This window comes from Scytonema sp. PCC 10023, assembly GCF_963920835.1.
Classification (GTDB): Bacteria; Cyanobacteriota; Cyanobacteriia; order Cyanobacteriales; family Nostocaceae; genus Kalymmatonema.
Genome location: NZ_CAWUDP010000018.1, coordinates 1 through 26,356, shown reverse-complemented (window position 1 = coordinate 26,356; position 26,356 = coordinate 1). Strand labels below are relative to the sequence as shown.

General features: G+C 45.6%; 21 protein-coding genes. 20 read left to right on the top strand and 1 reads right to left on the bottom strand.

The genetic code is table 11. The annotated features are described in order from the left end of the window. The first annotated feature begins 33 nt into the window (after nt 1-33). The 12 genes from ACM0OZ_RS13130 to ACM0OZ_RS13075 all read left to right on the top strand — a co-directional run bounded on the left by ACM0OZ_RS13130 (nt 34) and on the right by ACM0OZ_RS13075 (nt 14,682). Nucleotides 34-1,158 (top strand): ScyD/ScyE family protein, encoded by a 1,125-nt coding sequence (locus ACM0OZ_RS13130; RefSeq protein WP_414583272.1) that lies wholly within the window; start codon nt 34-36, stop codon nt 1,156-1,158. A gap of 227 nt (nt 1,159-1,385) precedes the next feature. Beyond that, a complete protein-coding gene (locus ACM0OZ_RS13125; protein WP_414583271.1) occupies nt 1,386-2,711 on the top strand; it encodes a ScyD/ScyE family protein in 1,326 nt (441 codons plus the stop codon). A 172-nt stretch (nt 2,712-2,883) separates the two neighbouring features. After that, nucleotides 2,884-4,062: a scytonemin biosynthesis PEP-CTERM protein ScyF gene (scyF, locus tag ACM0OZ_RS13120; protein ID WP_414583270.1), complete on the top strand. Its 1,179-nt coding sequence runs from the start codon at nt 2,884-2,886 to the stop codon at nt 4,060-4,062. A 140-nt stretch (nt 4,063-4,202) separates the two neighbouring features. Next, nucleotides 4,203-5,099, top strand: coding sequence for an EboA family metabolite traffic protein (locus tag ACM0OZ_RS13115; protein ID WP_414583269.1), 897 nt, complete (start codon nt 4,203-4,205; stop codon nt 5,097-5,099). 50 nt (nt 5,100-5,149) lie between these two features. Next, complete coding sequence (locus ACM0OZ_RS13110; protein ID WP_414583268.1) at nt 5,150-6,061, top strand: TatD family hydrolase; 912 nt, start codon at nt 5,150-5,152, stop codon at nt 6,059-6,061. 94 nt (nt 6,062-6,155) lie between these two features. Further along, entirely contained in the window at nt 6,156-7,091 is a 936-nt protein-coding gene (gene eboC, locus ACM0OZ_RS13105; RefSeq protein ID WP_414583267.1) for a UbiA-like protein EboC, read from the top strand. Nucleotides 7,092-7,238: 147 nt separating this feature from the next. Beyond that, a complete protein-coding gene (locus ACM0OZ_RS13100) occupies nt 7,239-8,534 on the top strand; it encodes a glycosyltransferase family 4 protein (protein ID WP_414583266.1) in 1,296 nt (431 codons plus the stop codon). A gap of 107 nt (nt 8,535-8,641) precedes the next feature. Then, nucleotides 8,642-9,727 carry a bifunctional chorismate mutase/prephenate dehydrogenase gene (gene tyrA / locus ACM0OZ_RS13095; protein WP_414583265.1) on the top strand — a complete coding sequence of 362 codons (1,086 nt, stop codon included), beginning with the start codon at nt 8,642-8,644 and terminating at the stop codon, nt 9,725-9,727. Next, entirely contained in the window at nt 9,672-10,316 is a 645-nt protein-coding gene (locus ACM0OZ_RS13090; RefSeq protein WP_414583264.1) for a DsbA family oxidoreductase, read from the top strand. The genes tyrA and ACM0OZ_RS13090 overlap by 56 nt, the downstream gene beginning before the upstream one ends. Next, nucleotides 10,310-11,551, top strand: a complete 1,242-nt coding sequence (locus tag ACM0OZ_RS13085; protein ID WP_414583263.1) for a 3-dehydroquinate synthase — start codon at nt 10,310-10,312, stop codon at nt 11,549-11,551. The genes ACM0OZ_RS13090 and ACM0OZ_RS13085 overlap by 7 nt, the downstream gene beginning before the upstream one ends. Before the next feature lie 158 nt (nt 11,552-11,709). Beyond that, nucleotides 11,710-12,969 carry a metabolite traffic protein EboE gene (gene eboE, locus ACM0OZ_RS13080; protein ID WP_414583262.1) on the top strand — a complete coding sequence of 420 codons (1,260 nt, stop codon included), beginning with the start codon at nt 11,710-11,712 and terminating at the stop codon, nt 12,967-12,969. 312 nt (nt 12,970-13,281) lie between these two features. Continuing rightward, the gene (locus ACM0OZ_RS13075) at nt 13,282-14,682 is read left to right on the top strand and encodes an alkaline phosphatase family protein (RefSeq protein WP_414583261.1); all 1,401 of its coding nucleotides are present in this window, start codon (nt 13,282-13,284) and stop codon (nt 14,680-14,682) included. A 127-nt stretch (nt 14,683-14,809) separates the two neighbouring features. Here the strand turns inward: ACM0OZ_RS13075 and ACM0OZ_RS13070 are convergent, their stop codons facing one another. Continuing rightward, complete coding sequence (locus tag ACM0OZ_RS13070) at nt 14,810-14,932, bottom strand: hypothetical protein (protein WP_414583260.1); 123 nt, start codon at nt 14,930-14,932, stop codon at nt 14,810-14,812. A 1,032-nt stretch (nt 14,933-15,964) separates the two neighbouring features. Here ACM0OZ_RS13070 and ACM0OZ_RS13065 point away from each other — a divergent pair. From ACM0OZ_RS13065 to ACM0OZ_RS13030, 8 genes are all read left to right on the top strand, one after another. Further along, nucleotides 15,965-18,166, top strand: a complete 2,202-nt coding sequence (locus tag ACM0OZ_RS13065) for an anthranilate synthase (RefSeq protein ID WP_414583259.1) — start codon at nt 15,965-15,967, stop codon at nt 18,164-18,166. Between the two features lie 83 nt (nt 18,167-18,249). Continuing rightward, entirely contained in the window at nt 18,250-19,086 is an 837-nt protein-coding gene (gene trpC / locus ACM0OZ_RS13060; protein WP_414583258.1) for an indole-3-glycerol phosphate synthase TrpC, read from the top strand. Nucleotides 19,087-19,114: 28 nt separating this feature from the next. Then, nucleotides 19,115-20,074 (top strand): zinc-dependent alcohol dehydrogenase family protein, encoded by a 960-nt coding sequence (locus tag ACM0OZ_RS13055; protein WP_414583257.1) that lies wholly within the window; start codon nt 19,115-19,117, stop codon nt 20,072-20,074. A gap of 57 nt (nt 20,075-20,131) precedes the next feature. Then, complete coding sequence (gene trpA, locus ACM0OZ_RS13050; protein WP_414583256.1) at nt 20,132-20,950, top strand: tryptophan synthase subunit alpha; 819 nt, start codon at nt 20,132-20,134, stop codon at nt 20,948-20,950. Between the two features lie 135 nt (nt 20,951-21,085). Next, complete coding sequence (gene trpB, locus ACM0OZ_RS13045; protein ID WP_414583255.1) at nt 21,086-22,324, top strand: tryptophan synthase subunit beta; 1,239 nt, start codon at nt 21,086-21,088, stop codon at nt 22,322-22,324. Nucleotides 22,325-22,576: 252 nt separating this feature from the next. Continuing rightward, nucleotides 22,577-23,686, top strand: coding sequence for an anthranilate phosphoribosyltransferase (trpD, locus tag ACM0OZ_RS13040; protein WP_414583254.1), 1,110 nt, complete (start codon nt 22,577-22,579; stop codon nt 23,684-23,686). 203 nt (nt 23,687-23,889) lie between these two features. Beyond that, on the top strand, nt 23,890-24,963 hold the full coding sequence (gene aroF / locus ACM0OZ_RS13035) for a 3-deoxy-7-phosphoheptulonate synthase (RefSeq protein ID WP_414583253.1): 1,074 nt from the start codon (nt 23,890-23,892) through the stop codon (nt 24,961-24,963). A 647-nt stretch (nt 24,964-25,610) separates the two neighbouring features. Next, on the top strand, nt 25,611-26,356 hold a 746-nt coding region (locus ACM0OZ_RS13030), incomplete at its 3' end, for a hypothetical protein (RefSeq protein ID WP_414583252.1).

Below are 26,356 nucleotides of genomic sequence, written 5' to 3'. Positions count from 1 at the left end.
AGTAAAATCCAAAGCCGACCTCTGTTGTGACACATGGAACTGAAGCAACTTACTATTACATCTTTTACGGTGCTTGCCGACGGTCTTGAGAATCCGAAAGGTCTGAGCTTTGGTCCTGACGGTAGTCTCTATATTACAGAGGCAGGAATAGGGGGAGATGCGGCATCCATTCCATCACCTAGTGGTCAAGGTGATTTATATTACGGTAACAGTGGTGCTATAGTAAAAATTGAGAATGGTGCAGTCCAACGTATACTGACAGGATTGCCTTCTGTCGCATTTCCAGATGGTAGTGGAGCCGCCGGTCCTCACGATATAAAATTTGATGCTGCAGGCAAGCCTTATGTTTTACTAGGCTATGCTGCTAATCCAGCCTTACGCAATACGGCATTAGGTGACACTGAGTTAGGAAAAATCATCGCTCCCGACTTCAATACAAATTCGTGGACAACTGTTGCCGATATCGCTAACTATGAACTGACTCATAATCCTGATGACAGTGAAGTCGTTAGCAATCCCTTGGCTCTATTAATAGATGGAGACGAAATTGTTGTCGTTGATGCGGGTGCGAACGACCTGCTGAGTGTCGGAACTGATGGAAGTCATCTACAGGCGATCGCTGTGCTTCCCAAGCAGACAGTGACGAATCCAATTTTCCCAGGTTCTAACTCGCAGAATTTTGACCGGGGACATGTGCCACCTCCTAGTGCTTATCGTGATGCGCTACCATCGCAGATTGCAATTCAATCAGTACCCACAGACGTTGTCAAAGGTCCCGATGGTGCTTATTACATCAGTATATTCACTGGGTTTCCCTTTCCAGAAAGTCAAGCAAAAATCTACCGATTGGATGCTGATGGTCAACTAACAGTGTATGCGGATGGCTTTACGCAACTCATTGACTTAGCTTTCGATGCCCAAGGTAACTTGTATGCTTTGCAACATATGAATTCCTCAGGCTGGAAAGGAAAACCAGAAGGAAGCCTGATCAAAATAGGACAGGACGGCGATCGCACAGCTGTTCTCAGTGGTGATGGGCTAGAGCTACCTAGTGCATTGACTATTGGTCCTGATGATGCTCTTTATCTGATCAACCGAGGCGGCATGCCAGGAAAAGGGCAAGTCATCAAAATTGAGAATCCAAGTTCTGTTGTGTGAAGCTGCTATGAAGTCATGACCAACAGATAAGAGTCTGTCTCTCCCCAACACAAGAGCAAGACTCCTGCAAATTGGGTAACAAGTTTCAAGCTGACAATGCTAGTTCCTCTCAATAGGGAGGCTATATTGCCGTGGATGCTTGATTTCCACATCCCAGTCATTGGGACTCTTTATCCCTGACACCGTACACAACTCCACAAACTACCAACACTCGATCGTAAATAAGTATGAAGTTCAAGTCATTTGCTCTTACATTTCTCTCCCTTTGTGTTACCACTACTTGTGGAACGGAAGCTGCAAAAGCTGCATCGCTGTCAGTAGTTGCTGACCAGCTTAACAACCCACGGAATTTTGACTGGGATTCACAGGGCAATATTTATCTAGCAGAAAGTGGTTCCGGAGGAGATGGAAACGGCGGAGTCAACTGTATACCATCACCCAGCGCCGGATATATTCCTTTATGTTCTGGTAACACTGGTGCCGTTGTCAAAATTGCTCCAGACGGTACAAAAACAACTGTACTCTCGAATCTCCCATCTTTGGCATTATCGCCTTCTGGAGAACAAGGTGCTGGTCCTGCGGACTTCAAATTTGATTCCAAAGGTAACGCTTATGTTTTATATGGCTTAGCTGGTGACCCGAACTTGCGTGATGAGGTGTTAGGATCACCTGCTCTGGGACAACTCTACAAAGTAGACTTAAACACTGGGTCACTGACAAGTATTGCCGATTTTGCAAAGTATGAAGCCGTAAATAACCCCGATGGCTCTGATGTGATTAACAACCCTTATGGCTTCACAATTAAGGGTGATAAAGCTTACGTGGTTGATGGGGGTTCTAACGTTATATACAGGGTGGGACTCGATGGTAGCGGTATTGAGCAAGTCGCTGCGTTACCTACGAAACAGTTAGACCCAAGTACCCTTGAATACCCTACTCTTCCTGAAGGTCTGACAGAGGAAGCACTTCAATTTAATCCAAACGCTCAATCAGTTCCCACTGGTATCGCAGTTGCTCCCGATGGTAGCTTAACACTTTCTGAATACACTGCTTTCCCTTATCCAGAAGGAAAAGCACGTATCTATTCAGTTAACCCAGATGATTTGTCAATACAAACCATCGCTGATGGATTTACACAGTTGACTGGTGTTGCATACGACTCTGAGGGCAACTTGTATGCGTTGCAACACATCAATCAGTCAGAATGGAAGGCTATTGAACAGGGCGGAAATATCATCGATGATATCAGTGGTTCTATCATCAAAATTGCTCCTGATGGTACTCGCGAAACTATCATCAGTGGTAATGGACTAGAGGCGGCTTCTGGATTATTTTTCGGTCCTGATGGTGATTTATATACTTCAAACCGCGCCAGACTTGCACCAGGAGAACGAGGCGGACAACTTGTCAAGATTGCTCTCAAATCTGGTGGCGCAGCAAAAGTTCCTGAACCCGGTTCTGTAATTGCTTTATTAGCAACTGCTGCTTTAGGCGCAAAAGCAATGAAGCGCAAGCGCCAACAAGAGCTGTTGGATAAGGTTGAAACCATCTAATTCCTTGTTTGTTTCTTAGGCATTGCTTAGCAATGCATAAGAAATAGGCTGCTGCCTTAAATTGAAAGTTTTGTTTCAAAAAGGCAACAGCTCAAATTCGGGATTCCTAGACTCGGTCTGGGAACGACATAAACCTAAGTAAGAGTATAACTCATAACACCGAATATTCACTATGGGATTAGTCAAAAATCTGTCACTTGCCTTATTCAGTGCCGGCTTTATGGTTGCAGCAACCGCTGCCCAAGCTATGGCATTAACCTTAACGTATGATCGCTCTATAGGTGAGCCTGGTTTCGGTCCTGGGCAACTATTTGTTCCCCAAGGCATAGCGGTAGATAGCCAAGGGAATACCCTCATAGCTAACGGACGCGGTGTTAACCCGGATGGTACTTCTAACTACGACATCGGTCACAAAATTGAAATATTTAATCCTAGCGGTCAGTATATTGGAGCAATTGGCTCCGGCGGCACAGGACCCGGACAGTTTGATGAGCCAACAACTGTAGACTTTAATCCCGTAACAGGGGATTTGTATGCAGGTGATGTTCGCAACAACCGCATCAATCAATACGATTCTCAGGGTAACTTTATTAGATCCTTTGCAAATGGACAATTTACCCCTCTGGTAAACGATAGATTGTTCTTTGGACCATCTGGTGTGACATTTGACAAAGATGGCAACTTGTACGTTGGTGATTTTAACGGCGAAAGGATTCTTAAATATACATCAGACGGGCAGCCACTTGGTGTCATTGGTGGCACCAGAGGCACTGCACCTGGTGAGTTCCAAGGTGTAGCAGGTATAAGAATTTCCCCAGTTAGTGGAAATATCTTTGTAGCTGACCAGTATAACAACCGCGTTCAAGTACTCGATCCAAATGGTAATCCTCTGTTGGCATTTGGTTCAGCAGGTAGCGGACCTGGACAGCTTCTTCAGCCAATTGGCATCGAAGTGGACGAGGAAGAGAATGTTTATGTAGCTGATTCTATCAACAGCCGCGTTCAGGTATTTGATAAAAACGGTAACTTCTTGACTTCCTTCGGTGAAAATGCCCGCGATGCATCAGGTAACCCTGTACCGCCTCCAGCATTAACTGGTCCTCCTTTTGGCAACCCCCTCGACCTCGCTCCCGGCAGATTTAACTGGACGGGTGGCACAACCCTCAAAGATAACAAGCTCTATGTGGGCGATTTCTTCCAAGGTCGTGTCCAAGTGTTAAACGTTGTTAAAGATGGCGCAACCAAAGTCCCCGAACCAGCCTCACTATTAGGTCTAGGTTTGTTGGGTATTGGCGCTACTGCTACCTTGCGGAAGAAGCAACAAAAGACAGCAACTGCCCTAAAGGCATAACTGGAAAAAGCTGCTGTTTAAGCACTCCTAATTTTGTACTTCCTCAACCTTAACTTTGTTTAACCTCGTTCTCAGGCATTGCCTGGGAACGAATTCCTAAAATTTTTAGCTCCATCGCATAACTAAATAATTATAAAGTAATGGTTTCTGCAAGTTATTTAGAAAAAACAACACTTAGTGCGATTGACTTACTGCATCGCTGGCTAACTCAGCGCATTTCTACCCAAGGTTTAACCTGGCTAGAACAGAAGATAGAGCAGATTAAAAGCGGTGTCAATACCTCAATGTTTTTCAGTGCGTTTAGCGCTGTGCCTCGTTATACAGGTAAACATGATTTACAACTGACACTAGAAGAACTAGAAGCAGCTTTAGCAGCCCGGACAGGTTGGTTTCCCAGTTATTGGAGCGTAGATCAAGCCGCTCGCACCTTACTGGTACTGAGTTTACCGCAGGACAACGAAGAGAAATACGTCCGGACGCTGGAGCGAGTTTTTACAGCCGCCGATATGGGAGAGTTAATAGCACTCTATCAGGCTTTACCGCTTCTAGCGTATCCAGAAAAGTTTCGCACTCGTGCAGCTGAGGGAGTTCGCAGCAATATGACAGCAGTCTTCAATGCTGTGGCGTTGCGAAATCCCTATCCAGCAGAGTATCTGGGTGACGTTGCTTGGAACCAGATAGTCTTGAAAGCCCTATTTGTGGGCAGCCCTTTACATCTTATTCAAGGACTTGACCGGCGTGCAAATCCAGAACTAGCTCAGATGCTGGTTGATTATGCCCACGAACGTTGGGCAGCCCACCGCACAGTATCTCCCGAACTTTGGCGACTGGTGGGGCGATTTGCCAACCATGCGATGTTAGCGGATTTGGAGCGCGTAATACAAGCGAACGATCCAGTCCAACAAGCCGCAGGGGCGATCGCTCTTGCTGAGTGTCCTTTACCAGATGCTCAACAACTCCTTGCTCGTTATCCTAATCTACAGGCTCAAATTCAAGCAGGGCATCTTACTTGGAACAGCTTAACTCTTTCCTTGTAAGTATTTAAGACAAGCTCATTACCTATTTTATAACTAGGAACACCAGTCGCATGATGTATATCGATCCTCACATCCACATGAGCTCCCGCACAACCGACGATTACCAGAAGATGCAGGAGTCTGGCATTGTAGCTGTGATAGAACCTGCCTTTTGGTTTGGACAACCCCGCACCAACGTCGGCTCATTCCAAGATTACTTTAGCAGCTTAGTCGGGTGGGAACGGTTCCGGGCTGCCCAATTTGGTATCCGCCATTATTGCACGATTGGCTTGAACTCCAAAGAAGCCAATAACGAACCATTGGCAGAGCAAGTCATGGAACTTTTGCCTTTATATGCTTGCAAAGAGGGTGTCGTTGCCATTGGTGAGATTGGCTATGACGATATGACACAGGCAGAAGACAAATACTTCCGTCTACAGTTAGAATTGGCAAAAGAACTCGATATGCTGGTGCTGATTCATACACCGCACCGTAACAAGAAGGCGGGCACCAGTCGCACTATGGATGTGTGTATCGAGCATGGGTTAGATCCATCAAAGGTAATTATGGATCATAACAACGAAGAGACTGTGCAGGAAGTTTTGGATCGAGGCTTCTGGGCAGCTTTTACAATTTACCCCAATACCAAAATGGGGAATGCTCGTATGGTTGAAGTTGTGCGCCAATATGGATGCGATCGCATCATCGTAGACAGCAGTGCTGACTGGGGAGTCAGCGATCCACTCGCCGTCCCCAAAACTGCCCAACTGATGCAAGAAAGAGGAATTCCAGAAGCGCATATCCGAGCAGTCTGTTATGAAAATGCCCTTGCTGCTTACAGCCAAAGCGGTCAAATTCAAGAGTCAGACTGGCTCAACCCAACCCCCATCGACCAACGACAGCTATTCAACGGGAACTCCGTGCTTCGGGGACAAAAACCCATCGTCGAGTCCCCCACCCGCGAATATGCATTAATTGAGTAAAACGTCAATATTTATTAGTTAAGAGTCAAGGGTCAAGAGTCAAAAATTCTTGTCCCTCACTCCCTCACTCCCTCACTCACTCCCCCTCCTCACCATGAACGTTACACTTTCGTCCCCTCGCATTTGGGCGTATCTCCAGCTAATGCGACCTGCTAATATCGTCACCGCATGGGCAGATATCTTAGCTGGATTCGCTGCTTCTGGCTGTGCTGTCTTTATTTCCGTATCTCCTGATCTGCCAATTTCCTCATCTTCCTCTAATTTGATGGCGTTGGCATGGTTACTTCTAGCAACCACAGGTCTATATGGCGGTGGTATTATTTTTAATGATGTATTTGATGCGGAAATAGACGCTATAGAAAGACCAGAGCGACCTATTCCTAGTGGTAGAGCATCACGTATAGGAGCATCGATTTTAGGAAGTTTGCTTTTGAGTGCTGGCATACTAGCAGCCTCTCAAGTGAGTTGGTTGAGTGCGGTTCTAGCTTTTGGCATCGCTGCTGCTGCCATCCTCTACGATGCTTACAGCAAGCATGATCCTATTTTTGGTCCCATCAATATGGGCGTCTGTCGCGGCGGCAACTTATTGCTTGGCGTTAGCGCAGTATCACCAATGGTATCAAACTATTGGTTCTTAGCTTTGATTCCCGTTGTTTACATTGCTGCTATAACAACTCTCAGCCGCGGTGAAGTTCATGGAGGCAAAACTAGTACTGGTATCATTACACTCGTGCTCATCAGTACAGTTCTTGCCGGACTACTGGGCTTAGGCTTGTTAAAAAATTATCACCTGCTTGCAGTCTTGCCTTTCGTTGTATTGCTAGCTGCCCGGGTATTACTTCCTTTTATCAAAGCTGTGAGTGAACCGACTCCAGAAAACATCCGTACGGCTGTGCGCGCAGGAGTCCTGTCACTCATTGTTTTAGATGCTACAGTCGCTGCTGGTTTTGCTAGCTTGCCATACGGATTGCTGGTGTTAATCCTGTTACCAATTTCAATGGCATTGTCACAAATCTTTGCTGTTACCTGAAGCACGCGTTAAAATTATAACAAAAGACCAAAAGAAGCGAGTACGCAGGATATATGCTACTCTGCCACCGCGAGTCACCGTGCATCTTGTGCGAAAACAAAAAAGCTCACACTTTTGACCTGACTTCACGTAACAAAGAAACGGATAATGCGGATTCTCATTTATTCTTACAACTATCATCCGGAGCCGATTGGAATTGCTCCTTTAATGACTGAACTGGCAGAAGGACTGGTAAAGCAAGGTCATGAAGTGCGAGTGATTACGGGAATGCCGAATTATCCCCAGCGCGAGATTTACGAAGAGTATCGCGGTAAGTGGTACGTTACAGAACGAAAAAATGGCGTAACCATTCAGCGGAGTTACCTGCGAATTAAGTCTAAACCCAATCTCATAGACAGGCTCTTATTGGAGTTAAGCTTTGTATTCACAAGCTTGCCACAAGCACTCAACGGTTGGCGACCTGATGTTATTCTCCTGACAGTACCGCCACTGCTAGTTACCCTACCAGCAACACTACTAGGTTGGCTATATAACTGCCCAGTCGTACTGAATGTACAGGATATATTGCCAGAAGCCGCTGTGCGCGTTGGGCTGATCACAAACAAATGGATGATTCGCGCTTTGCAAGCTATAGAGCAATTTGCATACCGTAGCGCCCACACCATTAGCGTTATTGCCGATGGGTTTGTTGAAAATTTAATCGAGAAGGGAGTACCAGCGCAAAAAATCGTCTGCATTCCCAACTGGGTGAACGTTAATTTTATCCGCCCCTTACCAAAAAAGAGCAACCCATTTCGCATTGCCTATCAACTACAAGACAAGTTCGTTGTGGTTTACTCTGGCAACATTGCCCTGACACAAGGATTAGAGACAGTCATTGAAGCCGCATCTCGGCTGTGTCATATTCCAGAAATCGTCTTTGTTATTGCTGGAGAAGAAAGAGCATTGCAAAGATTGCAGCAATATTGCCAAAAATGTGGGGCTGATAACGTGTTGCTTTTACCTTTAGTACCACGAGAAAAACTACCCGAAATGTTGGCAGCGGCGGATGTCGGTTTGGTGGTGCAAAAGCGCAATGTGATTTCCTTCAATATGCCTTCCAAAATCCCATTGTTGTTAGCTAGTGGTCGTGCTATTATCGCCTCAGTTCCCGCCTCTGGTACAGCAGCGCGAGCAGTGCGCAAGAGTGGCGGTGGCGTAGTTGTAGCACCAGAATCACCGCAAGCCCTAGCAGATGGAATCATGGATTTGTATACGAATCCAGCAAAAGTTGCAAAGCTAGGTCACAAAGGAAGACAGTTTGCTGTTGAACGCTATTCATTCGAGCAAGCGTTAGTTGAGTACGAAGCATTATTCACTGAAGTGATTGACACAAGCTCTCAATCACCAACTGTCGGGATGCTACCAAAATTAACTTCAAGCGAATCTATTATCGATATTTAACTCATTAATTATTAATCATTCTCGGCGTCAGAGCTTGAGAATATCTCCCCCAATCCCCACTTAAGTGGGGACTTACAGTTCCCCCATCGTTGATTTCCTAAATAATCATGATCCCAGAAAAGCTCAAGCAAACCGACCAATGCCTGATCGAGCTGCTGCGCGATCGCCTATCTCTTCTGACAGCATCAAAAATTTCTGCCGAGGAGCAACTGGATCAAGTCCGATCCTTACTTGCTTCTGCGGGTATTCCGGAATCAATTTGGACAAATTTAGTCAACGGTTGTCATGCAGCCGTTTCGAGTGTTGCTTCATCGCCAACATACAAAGCCACACCCCGAAATATCACCATCATCGGTGGACGTGGTAGGATGGGTAGATTCTTCACCCAGCAATTGACAGCAGCTGGTCACAATGTGAGTATTCTCGAAAACGAAGATTGGGAATACGCAGATCAGCTGCTAGGTTCTGCTGAACTTGTGATCCTCTCTGTTCCGATTAAGTGGACAGTAGATGTGATCAAGCGTGCAGCTCAGTACCTTGCCCCAACCACAGCACTTTGTGACATCACAAGTATCAAAACTGAGCCCGTTCAAGCGATGCTGGAATACCATTGTGGTCCAGTCATGGGATTACATCCGATGTTTGGTCCAAATGTCAAATCCTTTGCCGAAGAAAAGGTAGTCGCTTGTCCAGGTCGCAACAACGATTCATTTGAGTGGTTATTAGATTTTATTAAGAGTCAGGGCGGCGAAGTCATTGTCTCTACACCTGAAGAACACGATTACATGATGGTGATTATTCAGGCAACCAGGCACTTCTCCAGATTTAGCGTTGGTGTTTTCTTAGCCCAAGAAGGGATTGACATAGAGCGCAGTTTGTCCATGTCAAGCCCAAGCTACCGCCAAGAAATAGACATCATCAAGCGTTTGTTTGCCCAAAGCCCACACTTATGTGTGGACATTATGCTCGCTACGCAAGACAGATGCCAGTCAATTGCTAAGTTAGCTGATACTTACAACCGCTTGGCAAGGTTAGTTGCACGCAAAGACCGAGCTGCATTAATCGAGGAATTTGAAAATGCTCAAAGCTTTTTTAACGAGGAAAACATCAGTTCTCCGAAGCTGAGTCAGGAAAACCATGCTGATCGACATCTTTCACGATACCGTATGCCCGTGGTGCCGAATCGGTCATAAGCATCTTTTTGATGCCTTGGCACAATCTCAAGAAACAGTCAAAATTCGCTGGCACCCATTTCTCCTAGATAACTCTATTCCTGCTGGTGGTTACGAATTTCGCTCTTATATGCAGGAGAGGAAAGGTATACAACCGCAAGCACTTCAGCAGCTATTTGACTACGTGCAAAATGTGGGTGATACCGCAGGAGTCAAATTAGATTTCAACAAAATTCGTTTCGCTGTTAATAGTACCCTTTCGCATCGGTTGATTACGCTAGCACCAGATCACATCAAAAACGATGTTGTGCAAGCAGTTTACAAAGCTTACTTTGAAGACGGTTTGAACCTCGGTGACCTCGACGTTATTGTTGCTATTGGCACAGAGGCTGGCATGGATTCTACTGAACTACGACTGCAATTAAGCGGTGATGCTGCGCTTGATGCGGTTCTAGCGGAATCAACATTTGCTCGTTTTAATGGCATCACGAGCGTGCCTTTTTACATTATTAACAACAAAGTTAAAGTTGACGGTTCACACTCACCAGAGGTGTTCCAACAAGCTCTCAATCGTGCCGCACTTATAGAAATATCCGCAAAAATATGGTAGTAGACATCAGGCAGAAGACTACATTTAATAATCTGCAGCCCATTCAACAAACTTTCACGGTAACCTTCAACTACGGAGTGCATTTTACCACAGGTGTGTTTGATATAAGAAATTCCTTATTGGCACAAGTGATTGCTGGTGATGGGGAAGCTGGACCAAAAAAAGTTTTAGCAGTTGTAGATTCAGGATTATTACAGTCTCGGCGTCCGCTGCTTAAGCAAATAGCTGCGTATTGCGATCGCTATTCAGACACACTCAAACTCGCTGCTGATCCAATCATTGTCCGAGGAGGAGAAGAAGCCAAAAACGATCCAGATGAACTCTCAAAAATTCAGCAAATTATTGATGAAGCAGGAATTTGCCGCCACTCCTACATATTAGGAATTGGTGGAGGTGCAATGTTGGACTTAGTTGGATATGCAGCAGCAACAGCGCATCGGGGAATTCGTCTGATTCGCATTCCGACGACAGTGTTGGCACAAAATGATTCTGGTGTCGGCGTTAAAAATGGAATCAACGCCTTTGGCAAAAAGAATTTTCTTGGGACATTCGCCCCACCCTATGCAGTTTTAAATGATTTTACCTTCTTGACTTCTCTGGATGACCGTGACTGGCGTTCTGGAATCGCAGAAGCAATAAAAGTGGCGCTGATTAAGGATGCTGACTTCTTTGAGTACATTCGTACTCACGCCCACGCGCTCGTGTGTCGAGACTTGAACTCGATGCAAACCGTTGTTTACCGCTGTGCGCAGTTGCACATGGATCACATTGCTCACAACGGTGATCCCTTTGAAAAAGGTTCATCTCGTCCATTAGATTTTGGTCATTGGGCAGCGCATAAACTTGAGCAGCTAACAAATTATAGACTACGTCATGGGGAAGCAGTAGCGATCGGCATTGCTTTAGATGCTACCTATTCCTACCTAGTAGGACTGCTTTCTCGGTTAGAGTGGCGGCGGATATTAAATACCCTGTTGTCACTAGGCTTTACCTTGTATGTGCCGGAACTCTCAGAACAGATGATAGAACTCGAACATCCCCGTTGCTTGTTCCGAGGGCTGACTGAATTTCGCGAACACTTGGGTGGAGAATTGACTTTAACGCTCTTGCAACGCATAGGAAAAGGTGTTGAAGTTCATGAGGTAGATATCTCTCTATTTAGGCAGGCAATTTGGTTGCTGAGCGAATTTTACGATTCTTCGTTACCCGCCACAGGTTGGCAATGTGCCATGTGAAGCGGCTGAAATTTATAAAAAAACCACAGATGGACACAGATGAACACAGATAAATTATCTGGGTGCATCTGCGTGCATTTGCGGTTCCAATAAACTCTGTTGAGAGTTTATTTTTGACAAGTGAGCGTGAAAGGTAAGAGGCGGAACTAGGAACAGATATGAAAATAGAGACAAATACAAATAACAGTTTTCACCTAACCTACTGCACAAATATTCATCCTGGTGAAGAATGGAGCAAAGTATTTGCCAACTTACAGCAATATATTCCTGCACTTAAAGCACAGCTTTCCTCAGACAAACCATTTGGGATTGGATTGCGTTTGGCAGACGTTGCCACAAGAAAACTGCTGCAAGGAAACGCCTTGGCTGAGTTTCAGTCATGGTTGACTGATCAAGACTTATACGTGTTTACCTTAAATGGTTTTCCTTTCGGTGGATTTCATAGGCAAGTCGTGAAAGACCAAGTTTATGCACCGGATTGGTCAAAGCAGGAGCGGTTGGACTATACTTTACGACTGGTAAACATCCTGGCACAACTGTTGCCTCCTGGTAAAGAGGGCAGCATTTCTACACTGCCGTTGTCATATAAGCCCTGGTTCAAAGGCAATCCACTTTTCTTAGCTTCCATTACAACCAGCGCTAGCCTCAACATAGCACGGGTGGTAGCTCAAATGGTACGTATTAAACGTGACACGGGAAAAGTTTTGCACTTGGATCTTGAACCTGAACCAGATGGATTAATAGAAAATGCTGCTGAAGTCGTTGATTATTTCCAAACGCATTTACTGCCTATTGGTGGAGAATATTTAGCAACGCATTTAAGGATTTCTCAACAAGCAGCTGAGGCTCTTATATTAGAACACGTGCGCGTTTGTTATGATACCTGCCATTTTGCTGTGGAGTATGAAAACCCTGTCTCGGTTTTCCAGCAATTTCAAGCCGCAGGAATTCAAATTGGTAAAATTCAAATCAGTGCTGCCTTGCAGGTGGACATTCCTACTGATATTGAACAGCGCCGCCTGGTAAAAGAGCGGTTGTTACCTTTTGCTGAATCTACGTATTTACACCAAGTTATAGCACGCGACAGCGCTGGACGCTTACGTCATTATTCAGATTTGGAAAAGGCTCTGCCAGATTTGGAGCATACTACAGATCGTGAATGGCGGATTCACTTCCACGTCCCCATTTTTATCCGCGATTACCAGCTGTTTCAGTCTACTCAAGACGACATTAGTAATGTGTTAAATTTGCTACATAGCCATCCTGCTTGCAACCACCTGGAAATTGAAACTTACACTTGGGAAGTGTTGCCTCAACAGATGAAGCTGGATTTAGCAGCATCAATCCAACGCGAGTATGAGTGGGTGTTATCAAAATTGTTAGTGAATAGCGCCTCTTTGGAGTTGATCAACTGTTAAAGGCTGTTGGTAAAGAAAATATGTTTACGGTGCGTTAGCGGTGTTGGTAACGCACTATTTTACTAGGCGTTGTGTTAAGGCTCTAGAAGCATTTCAATTGTGATTGTGATTCAACCTCTGGTAAAAGTTAATTTAAAAATAAACCACAGATGGACACAGATGGACACAGATGACTTTTGTGTATGGATCTATGTTTATGTGTGGTTTGAAATACTCTAATATGGAATTTTTGCAACAGATTTGATGAACTGCGATCACAAAAAAATTCTAAGTTCTATGTTCTCCTCATAATAAATTTATTGACACCATATTATGAATAAAACAGTTGTTCTTAACGTTGTAGGATTGTCACCTAGCCTGTTAGGGGAGCATACACCGTCGCTGTCAAGTTGGGCGGCTTCTGGGAAAGTCGTTCCAGTTGCACCCGTGTTACCTGCTGTCACTTGCACAGCTCAAGCAACTTATCTCACAGGGAAGTTGCCAAATGAACATGGGATTGTTGCTAATGGCTGGTATTTTCGCGACGAGTGTGAAGTGAAATTTTGGCGACAGTCTAATAAACTTGTACAAGCTCCTAAAGTGTGGGATATGGCGCGATCGCTAGACCCATCCTTTACCTGCGCCAATTTGTTCTGGTGGTACAATATGTACTCGTCGGCGCATTATACAGTGACCCCGCGACCAATGTATCCGGCTGATGGTAGAAAATTACCCGATATTTATACACAGCCACAAGAATGGCGATCGCCCTTACAATCCGAACTAGGTCAGTTTCCTTTGTTCAATTTCTGGGGTCCCAACACATCCATTGCTTCTACCCAGTGGATCGCTTCTTCAGCTAAGTGGGTGGAAGAACGTTCCAACCCGACGCTGACACTGATTTATTTACCTCATCTAGATTACTGCTTGCAAAAGTTTGGTCCTGAAGATAACCGAGTCACCAAGGATTTACAAGAAATTGATGCCGTTTGTGGCGATTTGATTCAATACTACGAAAACCGCGGCGCTCAAGTTATTGTTTTGTCAGAATACGGTATCACACCCGTTTCGCAACCCGTCCACCTCAATCGGGTACTGCGGGAACAAGGTTTGCTAACGGTGCGCGAGGAATTGGGGCGAGAACTACTTGATCCAGGAGCAAGTAAGGCATTTGCTGTCGCTGACCATCAAATTGCTCATGTTTATGTCAACGATCCATTTTACATACCCAAAGTGCGATCGCTCTTAGAAGACACTCAAGGCGTTGCTCAAGTTTTAGGCGAAGAGGAAAAGCCAGGTTATGGTTTGAATCACATAAGGTCAGGAGAATTGGTGGCGATCGCCAATCCAGATGCTTGGTTTACATATTACTACTGGCTCGATGACAATCGTGCTCCTGATTTTGCCAGAACAGTTGATATTCATCGTAAGCCTGGCTATGATCCTGTAGAATTATTCGTTGATCCCCGTATTAAACTTCCCAAATTCAAAATCGGTTTAAAACTTCTGAAAAAGCAGCTTGGTTTTCGCTACTTAATGGATGTTATTCCCTTAGATGCTAGCTTAGTACGCGGTTCTCATGGTTGCGTTACTGCTCCTGAAAATCGACCGTTGTTTATGACCCATCAAACTCAGTTGCTTGAGTCTGAATCAATCGCAGCGACAGATGTTTGTAATTTAATCCTCAAACATCTTCATCGAAAATTTGGGTCTGAAACCCCGTCCTTCGTTTGACGGCTTTATATTTATGAACCATTACCGCCTTGGGGTTACTTGAATCGGTGTACTCTTGTAGTGTACTTTCGATGGGACAATTACCCTTACGGGTTCGCCATGTACCTCCAAGGAGGGAGACCCTCCTTCAGTACTGGCTCACCATCTCGAATCGTTCACCCCAACGGGAGAGCCAGTTCCCTAGGTTGGGAAACCCGCCTTCTCCTAGCGGAGACGCTGCGCGAACAGGACTGGACTCACCTGTACGCATAACGGTGTTGCTCCGTAGAGCCTCCCTTTCGGGGTAATGTGAGCCGAGACTTTGTTATTGGTCGGTGCTATATCGAGGACACTGGCATAAAGACTGTACACCTGTTTAATCCGCGATTTCTAGAGCTACAGACTGGCCAGAGCGCATCCGTAGGTAGGAACTTAAACGCTTACCAATAACGTAGTACGCAAGGTACGCGCGTCGGGTCAACTAATCCTATCGGTCTGAGGCTAGAAGCCCCGAGCCGCGAGAAAGGGGTGTTGACTAGAACTTTAACAGGGACTGGGGACTAGGGATTGGGAACTGGCGAATGGGAAGTATTAAGGACGAGAATTTCACCCCACCGTATTCTTGGCACTAGGAACCCAAAAAGATGGGATTTTTCAAAGGTCGCCAATCGCTAATCCCCAATACTGAATCGTTCTTATATAAAATGTCACCTATAATATCATAATAAATACTTGCTTTGCAAGCTGGTGATTCATCTACTTCCAAAGAAAGAAAAATTTCTAACCCTAGGTGGAAGCGGCAAAACGCCTTCATCCTTTCCAAGGGATTATACTTAAGTATCAAAGTAAAACCAAAAAAATTGACACAACTATCAAAAAATTGTTCATGTATCAACGCTTAACATTTAGATACGCTAATCTCATACCGAGTAGCATTCAAATCTAAATGTTTGCCGTTCTGTTTTGACTGTTGATGGTAATCTGTTACCTGTTTGAATGCAAGATGGTATCAAAACAGGTTTGCTAGTTCGTTTTCTATTGGCAATACGGTTCTTATTGAAATAGATAACTGCAACAAGAGCCACTTGGGGACAAGTTATGTATCCTCCTTTTTGCTCCCAGTTCTTTGTTGTATTATCTTTGTACTACGAGTTTTTGTGATTGAAATTGATAGAAACACAAAACTCATTGAAAGTCAATGGTCTTTTTGACTATTGGCTGATGAACGCCAGAGCCCTAGGTCGGGAAACCCTCCTGCAGTACTGGCTCCTCATGACTCATGACTACTTCATAGAAATTGCCCATGATTGTTGATTCTCACTCGTACACAACTCTTGGCGGCATAGGTGTATCTCGCGCCATCAGCGAAGTACAGATGGACACGGCTCTAGATGAAATCTTGTTTCACTTGGACTCCCAGCGTGGTGGTTTGCTTAAAAGCAGCTATGAATATCCAGGGCGATACAAAAGATGGGCGATTGGATTTGTCAATCCACCATTGGAATTAATAACACGCGAGAGAACCTTCACGCTAAGAGCGCTCAACAACAGAGGCAAAGTGCTTCTACCAGTGCTTTTTAACCGATTGTCAGCGCATTCTCAACTACAGGAAGTTAAGTTAAACAATGATTGCATCGTTGGCTTTGTGCAGCCAGCAGTCCAACTATTTGCAGAAGAAGAGCGTAGTAAGCAACCCTCAGCATTTACAGTTATCCGCGATATTCTCCATGCTTTTTCTAGTGATGAAGACAAGCATTTAGGACTGTATGGAGCGTTTGGATATGACTTGGTGTTCCAATTTGAGCCAATTCCTCAGCGTCTGGAACGTCCTGTTGATCAGCGGGATTTGGTACTGTACTTACCAGACGAACTGATAGTTGTTGACTACTACTTACAGCAAGCATATCGTGTACAGTACGAGTTTGAAACAGCGCACGGCACTACCAAAAATCTTCCACGAACAGGAGAGTCTATTGATTATAAAGGAGAGCACCGTGTTCCGGCTCAAGCATCTGACCATAAGCCAGGAGAGTATGGAAACCAAGTAGAAGTCGCACTAGATTACTTCCGTCGGGGAGACTTATTTGAAGTCGTTCCTTCTCAAAGCTTCTTTGAATCCTGCTCTGAACCACCCAGCACACTATTTCAAACATTACAACAAATCAATCCCAGTCCTTATGGGTTTATATTTAATTTAGGTGGAGAGTATATTATCGGTGCCTCCCCAGAAATGTTTGTACGAGTAGAAGGTAGGCGCGTAGAGACTTGTCCAATCAGTGGGACGATTAGTCGAGGACAAGATGCTCTCGATGATGCGGAGCAAATTCGTCAACTGCTCAATTCTGGTAAAGAAGAAGCAGAATTGACTATGTGTACCGACGTGGATCGCAATGACAAATCGCGAATCTGCGAACCTGGCTCAGTACAAGTGATTGGTCGTCGCCAAATAGAATTGTATAGCCATTTGATCCACACAGTGGATCATGTCGAGGGATTACTACGACCTGAGTTTGATGCTTTGGATGCATTTTTGAGCCATACTTGGGCAGTCACAGTGACAGGCGCACCCAAACGCTCAGCGATGCAATTTCTCGAAAACTACGAACGTAGCCCTCGACGCTGGTATGGTGGAGCCGTTGGTTACTTAAGCTTTAATGGCGATTTTAACACTGGATTGATTTTGCGAACAATTCGGCTAAAAGACTCAATCGCCGAGGTGAGAGTTGGCGCGACAATTCTGTATGACTCCTTGCCTTCAGCAGAAGAACAAGAGACAATGACCAAAGGAGCAGCTTTATTTGAGACAATTCGCCGTACGAATCAGGGGATAAAACCGGAAGAATGCAGCCCAATAAAATTGAGCGCCTGCATTCCCAATGTCGAGTCTGGTAAGCGGATCTTACTCATTGACTACGAAGACTCATTTGTTCACACACTCGCAAATTATATCCGCCAAACTGGCGCTCAAGTCACCACACTACGTCATGGCTTCTCAGAATCGTTGTTTGACGCAGAACGCCCAGACTTAGTTGTATTCTCTCCTGGTCCTGGTAAGCCGAGTGATTTTCGTGTTCCAGAAACTGTACAAGCTTGCTTGCGTCGGCAAATTCCGATTTTTGGAGTCTGTTTGGGACTACAAGGCATTGTTGAATCGTTTGGTGGAGAACTAGGAGTTCTCAACTATCCTCAACACGGTAAATCTTCACGAATTTCTGTCAGCGATTCAAATTCTGTTCTCTTCAAGAATTTACCACAATCATTTTCTGTCGGTAGATACCATTCCTTGTTTGCCCTACCGCAAAAATTGCCAGCACAACTGAAGGTAACAGCAATTTCAGATGACGATGTGATCATGGCAATTGAGCATCAAACACTTCCTGTAGCGGCTGTGCAGTTTCATCCAGAATCCATCATGACGCTAGCAGGAGAACTTGGTTTGGCAATTATTAAAAATGTAGTACGTGCGTACACCCAAACTGAAGAGTCATTAGTCATTAGTCAATAGTCAAGAGTCAAGGGTGAAAAATTATCATTTCTCCCTCGCTCGCTCACTCCCTCACTCCCTCCCTCCCTCATCTCCCCCACCTTATGAGTTACTCAGGCGCTACTGCAAATGTCCGTCCACGCCACATTCTCGAAGAGATTGTGTGGTATAAAAAGCAAGAAGTTGCACAAATGCGGCAAGAACTGCCACTAGCGACTTTGCAAGAACAGTTAACTGCTGCTCCGAGTGTACGAGATTTCCTGGCTGCTTTAAAGCAAAGTCCTCATAACCCAAGCCTGATTGCAGAGGTCAAGAAAGCATCACCAAGCCGTGGAGTTCTGCGGGCTGATTTTGACCCAGTGGCGATCGCCCAAGCATATGAACAAGGTGGCGCAGCTTGTCTGTCGGTTCTGACTGACTCTAAGTTCTTTCAAGGCAGTTTTGACAACTTGCGTAATATCAGGCAGCAAGTTGCACTCCCACTTTTGTGCAAAGAGTTTATCATTGATATCTACCAAATTTATTATGCACGGGTTGCAGGTGCAGATGCTGTACTGCTGATTGCTGCTATCCTAAGCGATGAGGAACTCCAAGACTTTCTGCGCGTGATTCACGATTTGGGAATGAAAGCTTTGGTAGAAGTTCATACCTTAGCGGAACTGGATCGAGTGCTAAAGCTTGAGGATTTGCGCTTGGTGGGGATCAATAATCGTAATCTCGAAGATTTTACAGTGGATCTTGGACTGACTGCGCAACTACTCGAACAGCGGCGATCGCATTTGCAAAGCTTTGGTATTACCATCGTCAGCGAATCTGGTATATATACCTCTGCAGATTTATCTCTTGTGGCTGAGGCGGGTGCCCGTGCTGTTCTGGTAGGAGAGTCATTAGTGAAACAAGCTAATTTAGAGCAGGCTGTGCGTAGTCTACTCAACTCCTAGCAGTCACAGTGACAAAGGAAAAACAGCCATGAAAGCTATGGTGATAACGGGCTTCGGAGGTTCAGAAGTTTTTGCTCAAACAGAAGCGGATAAACCGATACCAGGTAAAAACGAAGTTTTGGTCAAGGTTTATGCAACTTCAGTTAATCCTGCTGATTGTGGGATACGTCGAGGACTATTTGGACCAAGAATAAAACTACCTGCAATTCTCGGCTACGATGTTTCAGGAGTCGTTGAGGCAATTGGAGAAAACGTCAGAGATTTTCAGGTAGGTGACGAAGTCTATTACGCCATAGGGCTCCTGGATGGTCAGGGTGCAAATGCCGAATATAATGTAGCAAATGAGTTGATTGTTGCTAAAAAACCCGCAAACTTGTCGCATACAGAAGCGGCGAGTGTGCCAGTGGCTGGGGGTACGGCATGGGCTGCTTTGTTTGACAGAGCAAGTATAAAAGTAGGCGAAACCGTATTGATTCACGGTGGCGCAGGAGGTGTAGGTTCTTTCGCCATCCAAATTGCCAAAGCAGCAGGTGCTTATGTTTACACAACCTGCGGCAGTTATGATTTTGATTTGGTAAAGTCTATCGGTGCAGATAGAGTTATTGACTACCGCAACGAAAACTTTATCGACATCATCATGAAAGAAACGGGTGGCGAAGGAGTCGATGTCACTTTTTCTACCGTACCAGGCGAACTTTTAGCCCGAAGTCTGACAGTAACTAAAGTTGATGGTCGCGCTGTGACTGTCACAGGCGTCCAAGGTGACCTCAGCCCTGCTACTTTCAAAAATATTACAGTTCACTTTGTACACTTAGAAAATGCCCGCCCTAAACTCGAAGCTTTGAAAAAGCTGATTGAACGGGGTCAAATCAAACCTGTGGTTGGAATGACCTTTCCACTCAATCAAGTTGCTCAGGCTCATCAAAAACTTGAGGAAGGGGGCGTCGGTGTACACGGTAAGATTGTTGTACAAGTTGCTGGCTCGTAGTTAGGGCTTAAGCCCTGACGACAAATTCAATACCCATTACTTAGGTGCATGAATCTGATGACTTCCATTTCCCAACGTTTTCAATCTTTAAGAAGTAATAACCAGTGCGCTCTCATTCCCTTTGTAACAGCCGGCGATCCTGATTTAGAAACTACAAGAGAAGCTTTACGTATTTTAGACCGCAATGGTGCGGACTTTATTGAATTGGGTGTTCCCTACTCTGATCCACTTGCAGATGGTCCTGTGATTCAAGCAGCAGCGACTCGTGCCTTGCAAAAGGGAACTAAATTAGAGCACGTGTTAGAGATAGTTGCACAAGAAAGCCCAAACTTGCAAGCACCGATTATTTTATTTACTTACTATAATCCAATCCTCAATCGTGGTGTGAAGTCGTTTTTGGCACAAATCGCCGAAGTTGGGGTCAAGGGATTAGTTGTTCCAGATTTGCCTTTAGAAGAAGCAGAAGAGGTTATTAACACTGCTGCCGAATTTGGCATAGAAGTCATTTTACTTGTCGCTCCTACCAGCTCCAAAGAGCGGATTGAGGCGATCGCCAAGTTTTCTCAAGGATTTATCTACCTTGTCAGTGTCACTGGTGTGACAGGTGTTCGCTCCCAATTGCAAGATCGTGTCAAGACTTTGCTAAACGAAATGCGAACCATAACTGATAAACCAATTGGTCTTGGCTTTGGCATCTCTGGCTCAGAACAGGCGCGTCAAGCAATGGATTGGGGCGCAGATGGCGTCATTGTTGGCAGTGCCTTTGTGCAAAGGTTAGCAAATGGTAGTCCCGCTGAAGGACTGCAAGCTATTGAACAACTTTCTCAAGAATTGAAAGCTGCGATCGCCCGCCCGTCTCTTCAAACGGTGGGTTAAATACAGTTAACAGTTAACAGTTAACAGTCATCAGTCAACAGTTAACAGTTAACAGTCATCAGTCAACAGTCAAAAACAACTGAAGAATTGTTAAGACTCCTAAAAAATTACTAGCAAGCTAAGAGGTTTGAATCGGTGGTCAGCATCTCAGATATCAATCAAATTGCATCTTCTAGTGCAAGACCAGACTCCCTTGGGAGATTTGGCAAGTTCGGCGGTAAGTATGTTCCTGAAACCTTAATGCCTGCATTAAGTGAGCTAGAAGCAGCTTATGCACAATACCGCAACGATACAAGTTTCCAAGAAGAGTTACAAAATTTACTCAAGGACTATGTGGGACGCTCCACTCCCTTATATTTTGCCGAGCGTCTCACAGCACACTACGCTAAACCTGATGGTACAGGACCGCAAATATATCTAAAGCGGGAAGATTTAAACCATACAGGTGCACATAAAATCAATAATGCGTTGGGTCAGGTGTTACTGGCAAAGCGCATGGGCAAACAGCGCATTATCGCTGAAACCGGAGCCGGTCAGCATGGGGTAGCAACTGCAACCGTGTGCGCTCGTTTTGGTTTGCAATGCGTGATTTACATGGGCATCCATGATATGCAACGCCAAGCCCTTAACGTGTTTCGGATGAAGCTGATGGGGGCAGAAGTTCGTCCAGTGGAAGCTGGTACTGGAACCCTCAAGGATGCAACTTCTGAAGCAATTCGGGACTGGGTGACAAATGTGGAAACAACTCACTACATCCTCGGTTCTGTTGCAGGTCCTCATCCCTACCCAATGATCGTGCGCGACTTCCACGCTGTGATTGGCAAAGAAACTCGCGAGCAATCTCAAGAGAAATGGGGAGGAATACCTGATATTCTCTTGGCTTGTGTGGGTGGTGGTTCCAATGCAATTGGGCTGTTCCATGAGTTTGTGGATGAGCAATCTGTGCGCTTGATTGGAGTTGAAGCGGCGGGTGAAGGTGTTAACACCGAGAAGCACGCAGCAACCCTTACGCTGGGACGAATCGGGGTGTTGCACGGTGCTATGAGTTATGTACTACAAGATGACGATGGTCAGGTTGTCGAAGCACATTCCATTAGTGCTGGTTTGGACTATCCTGGCGTCGGTCCTGAGCATAGCTATCTCAAAGAACTTGGTCGGGCTGAGTACTACAGTGTTACAGACACTGAAGCTTTGGAGGCGTTGCAGCGTCTGTCTCAACTAGAAGGAATTATTCCAGCTTTGGAAACCGCTCATGCGATCGCCTATTTAGAAAAGCTGTGTCCTCAGTTGGATGGTAGCCCCCGAATCGTCATAAACTGCTCTGGCAGAGGCGACAAGGATGTGCAAACTGTTGCTAAAGTTCTCAATCCTTAGTCCAAACTCAAAAGTCAAAAGTTAAAAGTCAAAAGTGAGCCAGCGCCCTTTGGAGGGTTTCCCGACAGCAGGCGACTGGTGAGACCAGTCCTGTTCGCGCAGCGTCTCCGCTAGGAGAAGGCGGGTCTCCCAACCTAGGGAACTGGCGAACCCGAAGGGCGAACCCCGAAGCGGTTAAAAGAACTACTCTTGACTTTTGACTGATGACTGGTGACTAATGGCTAGTGACTACTATTATTAACAGTTGAGAAAATGACAGCTGTAACTCAAGCAAGCACTGACAACACCGCCGAAACTCTTAAATCTTACGATTGGTCTGGATTACTCAAACAATTGTTGGATAGGCGATCGCTCTCTGTTACCCAAGCTGCGGATCTGATGCAGGGCTGGCTCACAGACACAGTTCCTCCAGCCCTATCGGGAGCAATTTTGGCAGCAATCCAATCCAAAGGAGTGTCCACAGAAGAGCTGGTGGGTATGGCTGGTGTTTTACAATCCCAGTCCTCAGGAGGACACGCGGATGTATCTTCACAACCAGCCTCTGCGCCTCCTTTAATAGACACTTGCGGTACAGGTGGAGATGGAGCATCCACGTTTAATATTTCCACAGCTGTTGCCTTTGTTGCCGCAGCCGCAGGGGTAAAAGTTGCTAAACATGGCAATCGTTCAGCGTCTAGCAAGACTGGTTCCGCTGATGTATTAGAAGCTTTGGGTATTAATCTAAGCGCCAATCCTGAAAAAGTTCAAACCGCAGTTGATCAAGTCGGTATCACCTTTTTGTTTGCTCCAGGATGGCATCCAGCACTCAAAGCGGTTGCCGATTTACGCAAAACTTTGAAAGTCCGTACCGTTTTCAACCTGCTGGGTCCATTGGTGAATCCGATGCGACCAACAGGGCAAATTATTGGCGTGTCTGACCCATTATTGGTCGAAACAATAGCTAAAGCTTTATCGCAACTGGGAACGCGTCGTGCAATTGTCGTGTACGGACGCGAACGGTTAGACGAAGCTGGATTGGCAGATTTAAGTGACTTAGCTGTTGTCAAAGACCAACAAGTACACACAGCCGTACTCAATCCTCAGGAACTCGGTCTAACTCCTGCGCCAATTACGGCGTTAGAAGGTGGAGAAGTTCAACAAAACGCTGAAATTTTGAAAGCAGTTCTACAAGGTAAAGGTACGCAGGCGCAACAAGATGTCGTTGCTTTGAATGCAGCACTAGCACTTCATGTTGGTGAAGTGCTTGATGACACCAACACTGTAGAAGAGGCTTATGTAAAAGGTATTGGCATTGCCAAGGAAGTTCTGCAAAGTGGAGAAGCTTGGAAAAAGCTCGAACAACTCGCTGAATTTCTGCGGTAATTAGTCAAATGAGTCATTAGTTTCTTGTTAATAACTAATGACAAAGATGTACAGACGCGACGCCAGAGCCGGCACGAGGAATACTGTCCTGCAGCGCTGGCTCACCATGGCGCGTCTCTACAATGACTAATAACTAATCACTAATAATTAATGACTCGGCGGCGTAGCGGATTACTAGCTAAACAACACAAGAGGTAAAAGGCATGATTATCATCGTCAAGAATGGCACACCTGCTGATGAAATTACTCGCATCAGCCAAGAAATGCGTGACACTTGGGGTGTCACTGTGGAAAAAAGTGTCGGACAGAACAAAATCGTTTTGGGCTTAATTGGTGACACTGCCACTTTAGACCCAATGCAGATACAGAATAACAGCCCTTGGATTGAGCAAGTATTGCGAATTGAACGACCTTTCAAGCGCGCTAGTCGAGAATTCCGTCATGGCGAAGGCAGTGAGGTTGTTGTTCCCACACCAAACGGTCCTGTCTATATCGGTGAACAGCATCCTGTGGTGCTGGTTGCTGGGCCTTGTTCCGTTGAAAATGAAGCCATGATTGTGGAGACGGCAAAGCGCGTTAAAGCTGCTGGAGCCAAGTTTCTGCGTGGCGGCGCTTACAAACCTCGCTCCTCGCCGTATGCGTTTCAAGGACATGGTGAGAGTGCATTAGACTTGTTAGCAGCAGCCCGTGAAGCGACTGGTTTGGGCATCATCACAGAGCTTATGGATGCTGCTGATTTACCTGCACTATCTAGGGTTGCTGACGTGATCCAGATCGGAGCTAGGAACATGCAAAACTTCTCGTTGCTCAAGAAGGTGGGCGCTCAAGATAAGCCTGTACTGATCAAACGTGGGATGTCCGCCACGATTGATGAATGGCTCATGGCAGCAGAATATATTCTGGCAGCAGGAAATCCAAATGTGATTCTTTGCGAGCGGGGTATTAGAACTTTTGATTCCAAATATGTTCGCAACACTTTGGATTTATCTGTTATTCCAGTGTTGAGACAACTGACACATTTACCCATCATGATTGACCCCAGTCATGGTACAGGGAAATCTGAGTACGTTACACCAATGGCACTGGCGTCTATCGCAGCAGGTGCAGATTCATTAATGATTGAAGTTCACCCCAATCCTGCCAAAGCTCTATCTGATGGACCACAGTCCCTAACTCCTGAAAAGTTTGACCGTTTGGTTCAGGAAATGTCAGTTTTGGGCAAAGTCGTGGGTCGCTGGTCTGAGCCAGAGAAGCTTAGTTTAGTGGCTTCTGTTTAGTTATAGACTTTGCGTTTTCGTGATCTCGCCTAGGAAATTTATTTGTTGATAAATGATAATAATGGTGCAAGATTTGAGATTACTTAAACCTAGCACCATTATTTTTCAATGTAGGATAGATATTAACAGTTACCAGTTATCAGTTACCAGTTATCAGTTTCATCCTCCGGGGGAAACACCACACCAAGAGCACAGAAAGCGTTGGTGTCAGTACAACCACACCAGCCCGAGAAAGCGTCACTGCGGCTGGTACTGTTCACTGTTTTAATCCCTTGACAAATTTTTACAAAATTTGATATTAACTGTTTTTGTTAGATTGTATTTTTTGTTATCAAAAAAGATAAACATATCTAAAAATTGGACAAATACATCAAAAGAAACTGTATTGAGTTTCTCTTTGAAATTACTTAATATTTATATAGAAAGGTAGCGTTGTTTACAGTTTGATTTTGTTCTCTATACATCATCTAAAAACAGGGTGAATAGCCTTTACGAGACAAAGCATAGGCTTTCTTAAACTAAGAAATCAGCATCAATTTTGGCAATAACAATAAACCAGGAATTGTAAACTAGCAGACTTATTTTTGTCTGTTCTCTCTTCATGTGTTTACGCAATTTTTACCCTGAAAATCGGAGGATTCTTTGTAATGGCAACTGAAAACATTGATACTAGCAACCAATCTACTACTGATACTGGTAGCGCGAGTGTGCTGGAGAGATCTCCCTGGGGTCGCGTGATCGACACAACCGGTTCTCCTGACGCCGTATTACAAGGCTTTGGAAGTGCCACTGGTGGTGATACCTCTGGTGGCGCTCCCAGTGGCGCTGGTGGTGCCGGTAGCGGTAGTCCGTTTACTAACTTTGGCAACCCGAATGCCGAAGGCAGCCCGCTTACTGGTGGTATCAACCCTTGGGCTGCTATTGGCACTGGTGGTGGCAGCGCTCCCTCTGGTGGCGGTAGCACCGGCGGCTTTGGTGGTGCTAGCGGTGGCAGTCAGCCTGTTACTCGCAGTTCCGGCAGCGCTGGTGGCGACACTTCTGGTAGTGACGCTAGCGGTGGCAGTCAGTTTGGTGATGCAGGGACATCTGGATTGGACATAAGGTTTGGTATTGAGAACCAGGTTAACGGGGAGCTCACAGAAGCACTGGGTGAGAACTACTTACCCACAAGTCAAGCATTTGGTTCTGGTGGCAACAACCCGTTTGACCCTGGCTTTGGTAACAACGTGAGCAACCAAGCTAGCCAGGCTGGCGGTCAAAGCGTCTTCAATGGTGGCGCAGGCGACTTCGGTGGCGGTGCAGGCGGATTTGATGTTAGCAGCATCGGCGGCTTCGGTGGCGGCGCAGGCGGCTTCGGTGGCGGCGCAGGCGGCTTCGGTGGCGGCGCAGGCGG

Excerpts from the sequence above, each read along its gene's own strand:
- ACM0OZ_RS13130 (WP_414583272.1), top strand. The coding sequence starts at position 34 with ATGGAACTGAAGCAACTTACTATTACATCTTTTACGGTGCTTGCCGAC.
- ACM0OZ_RS13125 (WP_414583271.1), top strand. The coding sequence starts at position 1,386 with ATGAAGTTCAAGTCATTTGCTCTTACATTTCTCTCCCTTTGTGTTACC.
- scyF (WP_414583270.1), top strand. The coding sequence starts at position 2,884 with ATGGGATTAGTCAAAAATCTGTCACTTGCCTTATTCAGTGCCGGCTTT.
- ACM0OZ_RS13115 (WP_414583269.1), top strand. The coding sequence starts at position 4,203 with ATGGTTTCTGCAAGTTATTTAGAAAAAACAACACTTAGTGCGATTGAC.
- ACM0OZ_RS13110 (WP_414583268.1), top strand. The coding sequence starts at position 5,150 with ATGATGTATATCGATCCTCACATCCACATGAGCTCCCGCACAACCGAC.
- eboC (WP_414583267.1), top strand. The coding sequence starts at position 6,156 with ATGAACGTTACACTTTCGTCCCCTCGCATTTGGGCGTATCTCCAGCTA.
- ACM0OZ_RS13100 (WP_414583266.1), top strand. The coding sequence starts at position 7,239 with ATGCGGATTCTCATTTATTCTTACAACTATCATCCGGAGCCGATTGGA.
- tyrA (WP_414583265.1), top strand. The coding sequence starts at position 8,642 with ATGATCCCAGAAAAGCTCAAGCAAACCGACCAATGCCTGATCGAGCTG.
- ACM0OZ_RS13090 (WP_414583264.1), top strand. The coding sequence starts at position 9,672 with ATGCTGATCGACATCTTTCACGATACCGTATGCCCGTGGTGCCGAATC.
- ACM0OZ_RS13085 (WP_414583263.1), top strand. The coding sequence starts at position 10,310 with ATGGTAGTAGACATCAGGCAGAAGACTACATTTAATAATCTGCAGCCC.
- eboE (WP_414583262.1), top strand. The coding sequence starts at position 11,710 with ATGAAAATAGAGACAAATACAAATAACAGTTTTCACCTAACCTACTGC.
- ACM0OZ_RS13075 (WP_414583261.1), top strand. The coding sequence starts at position 13,282 with ATGAATAAAACAGTTGTTCTTAACGTTGTAGGATTGTCACCTAGCCTG.
- ACM0OZ_RS13070 (WP_414583260.1), bottom strand. The coding sequence starts at position 14,932 with ATGCGTACAGGTGAGTCCAGTCCTGTTCGCGCAGCGTCTCCGCTAGGA.
- ACM0OZ_RS13065 (WP_414583259.1), top strand. The coding sequence starts at position 15,965 with ATGATTGTTGATTCTCACTCGTACACAACTCTTGGCGGCATAGGTGTA.
- trpC (WP_414583258.1), top strand. The coding sequence starts at position 18,250 with ATGAGTTACTCAGGCGCTACTGCAAATGTCCGTCCACGCCACATTCTC.
- ACM0OZ_RS13055 (WP_414583257.1), top strand. The coding sequence starts at position 19,115 with ATGAAAGCTATGGTGATAACGGGCTTCGGAGGTTCAGAAGTTTTTGCT.
- trpA (WP_414583256.1), top strand. The coding sequence starts at position 20,132 with ATGACTTCCATTTCCCAACGTTTTCAATCTTTAAGAAGTAATAACCAG.
- trpD (WP_414583254.1), top strand. The coding sequence starts at position 22,577 with ATGACAGCTGTAACTCAAGCAAGCACTGACAACACCGCCGAAACTCTT.
- aroF (WP_414583253.1), top strand. The coding sequence starts at position 23,890 with ATGATTATCATCGTCAAGAATGGCACACCTGCTGATGAAATTACTCGC.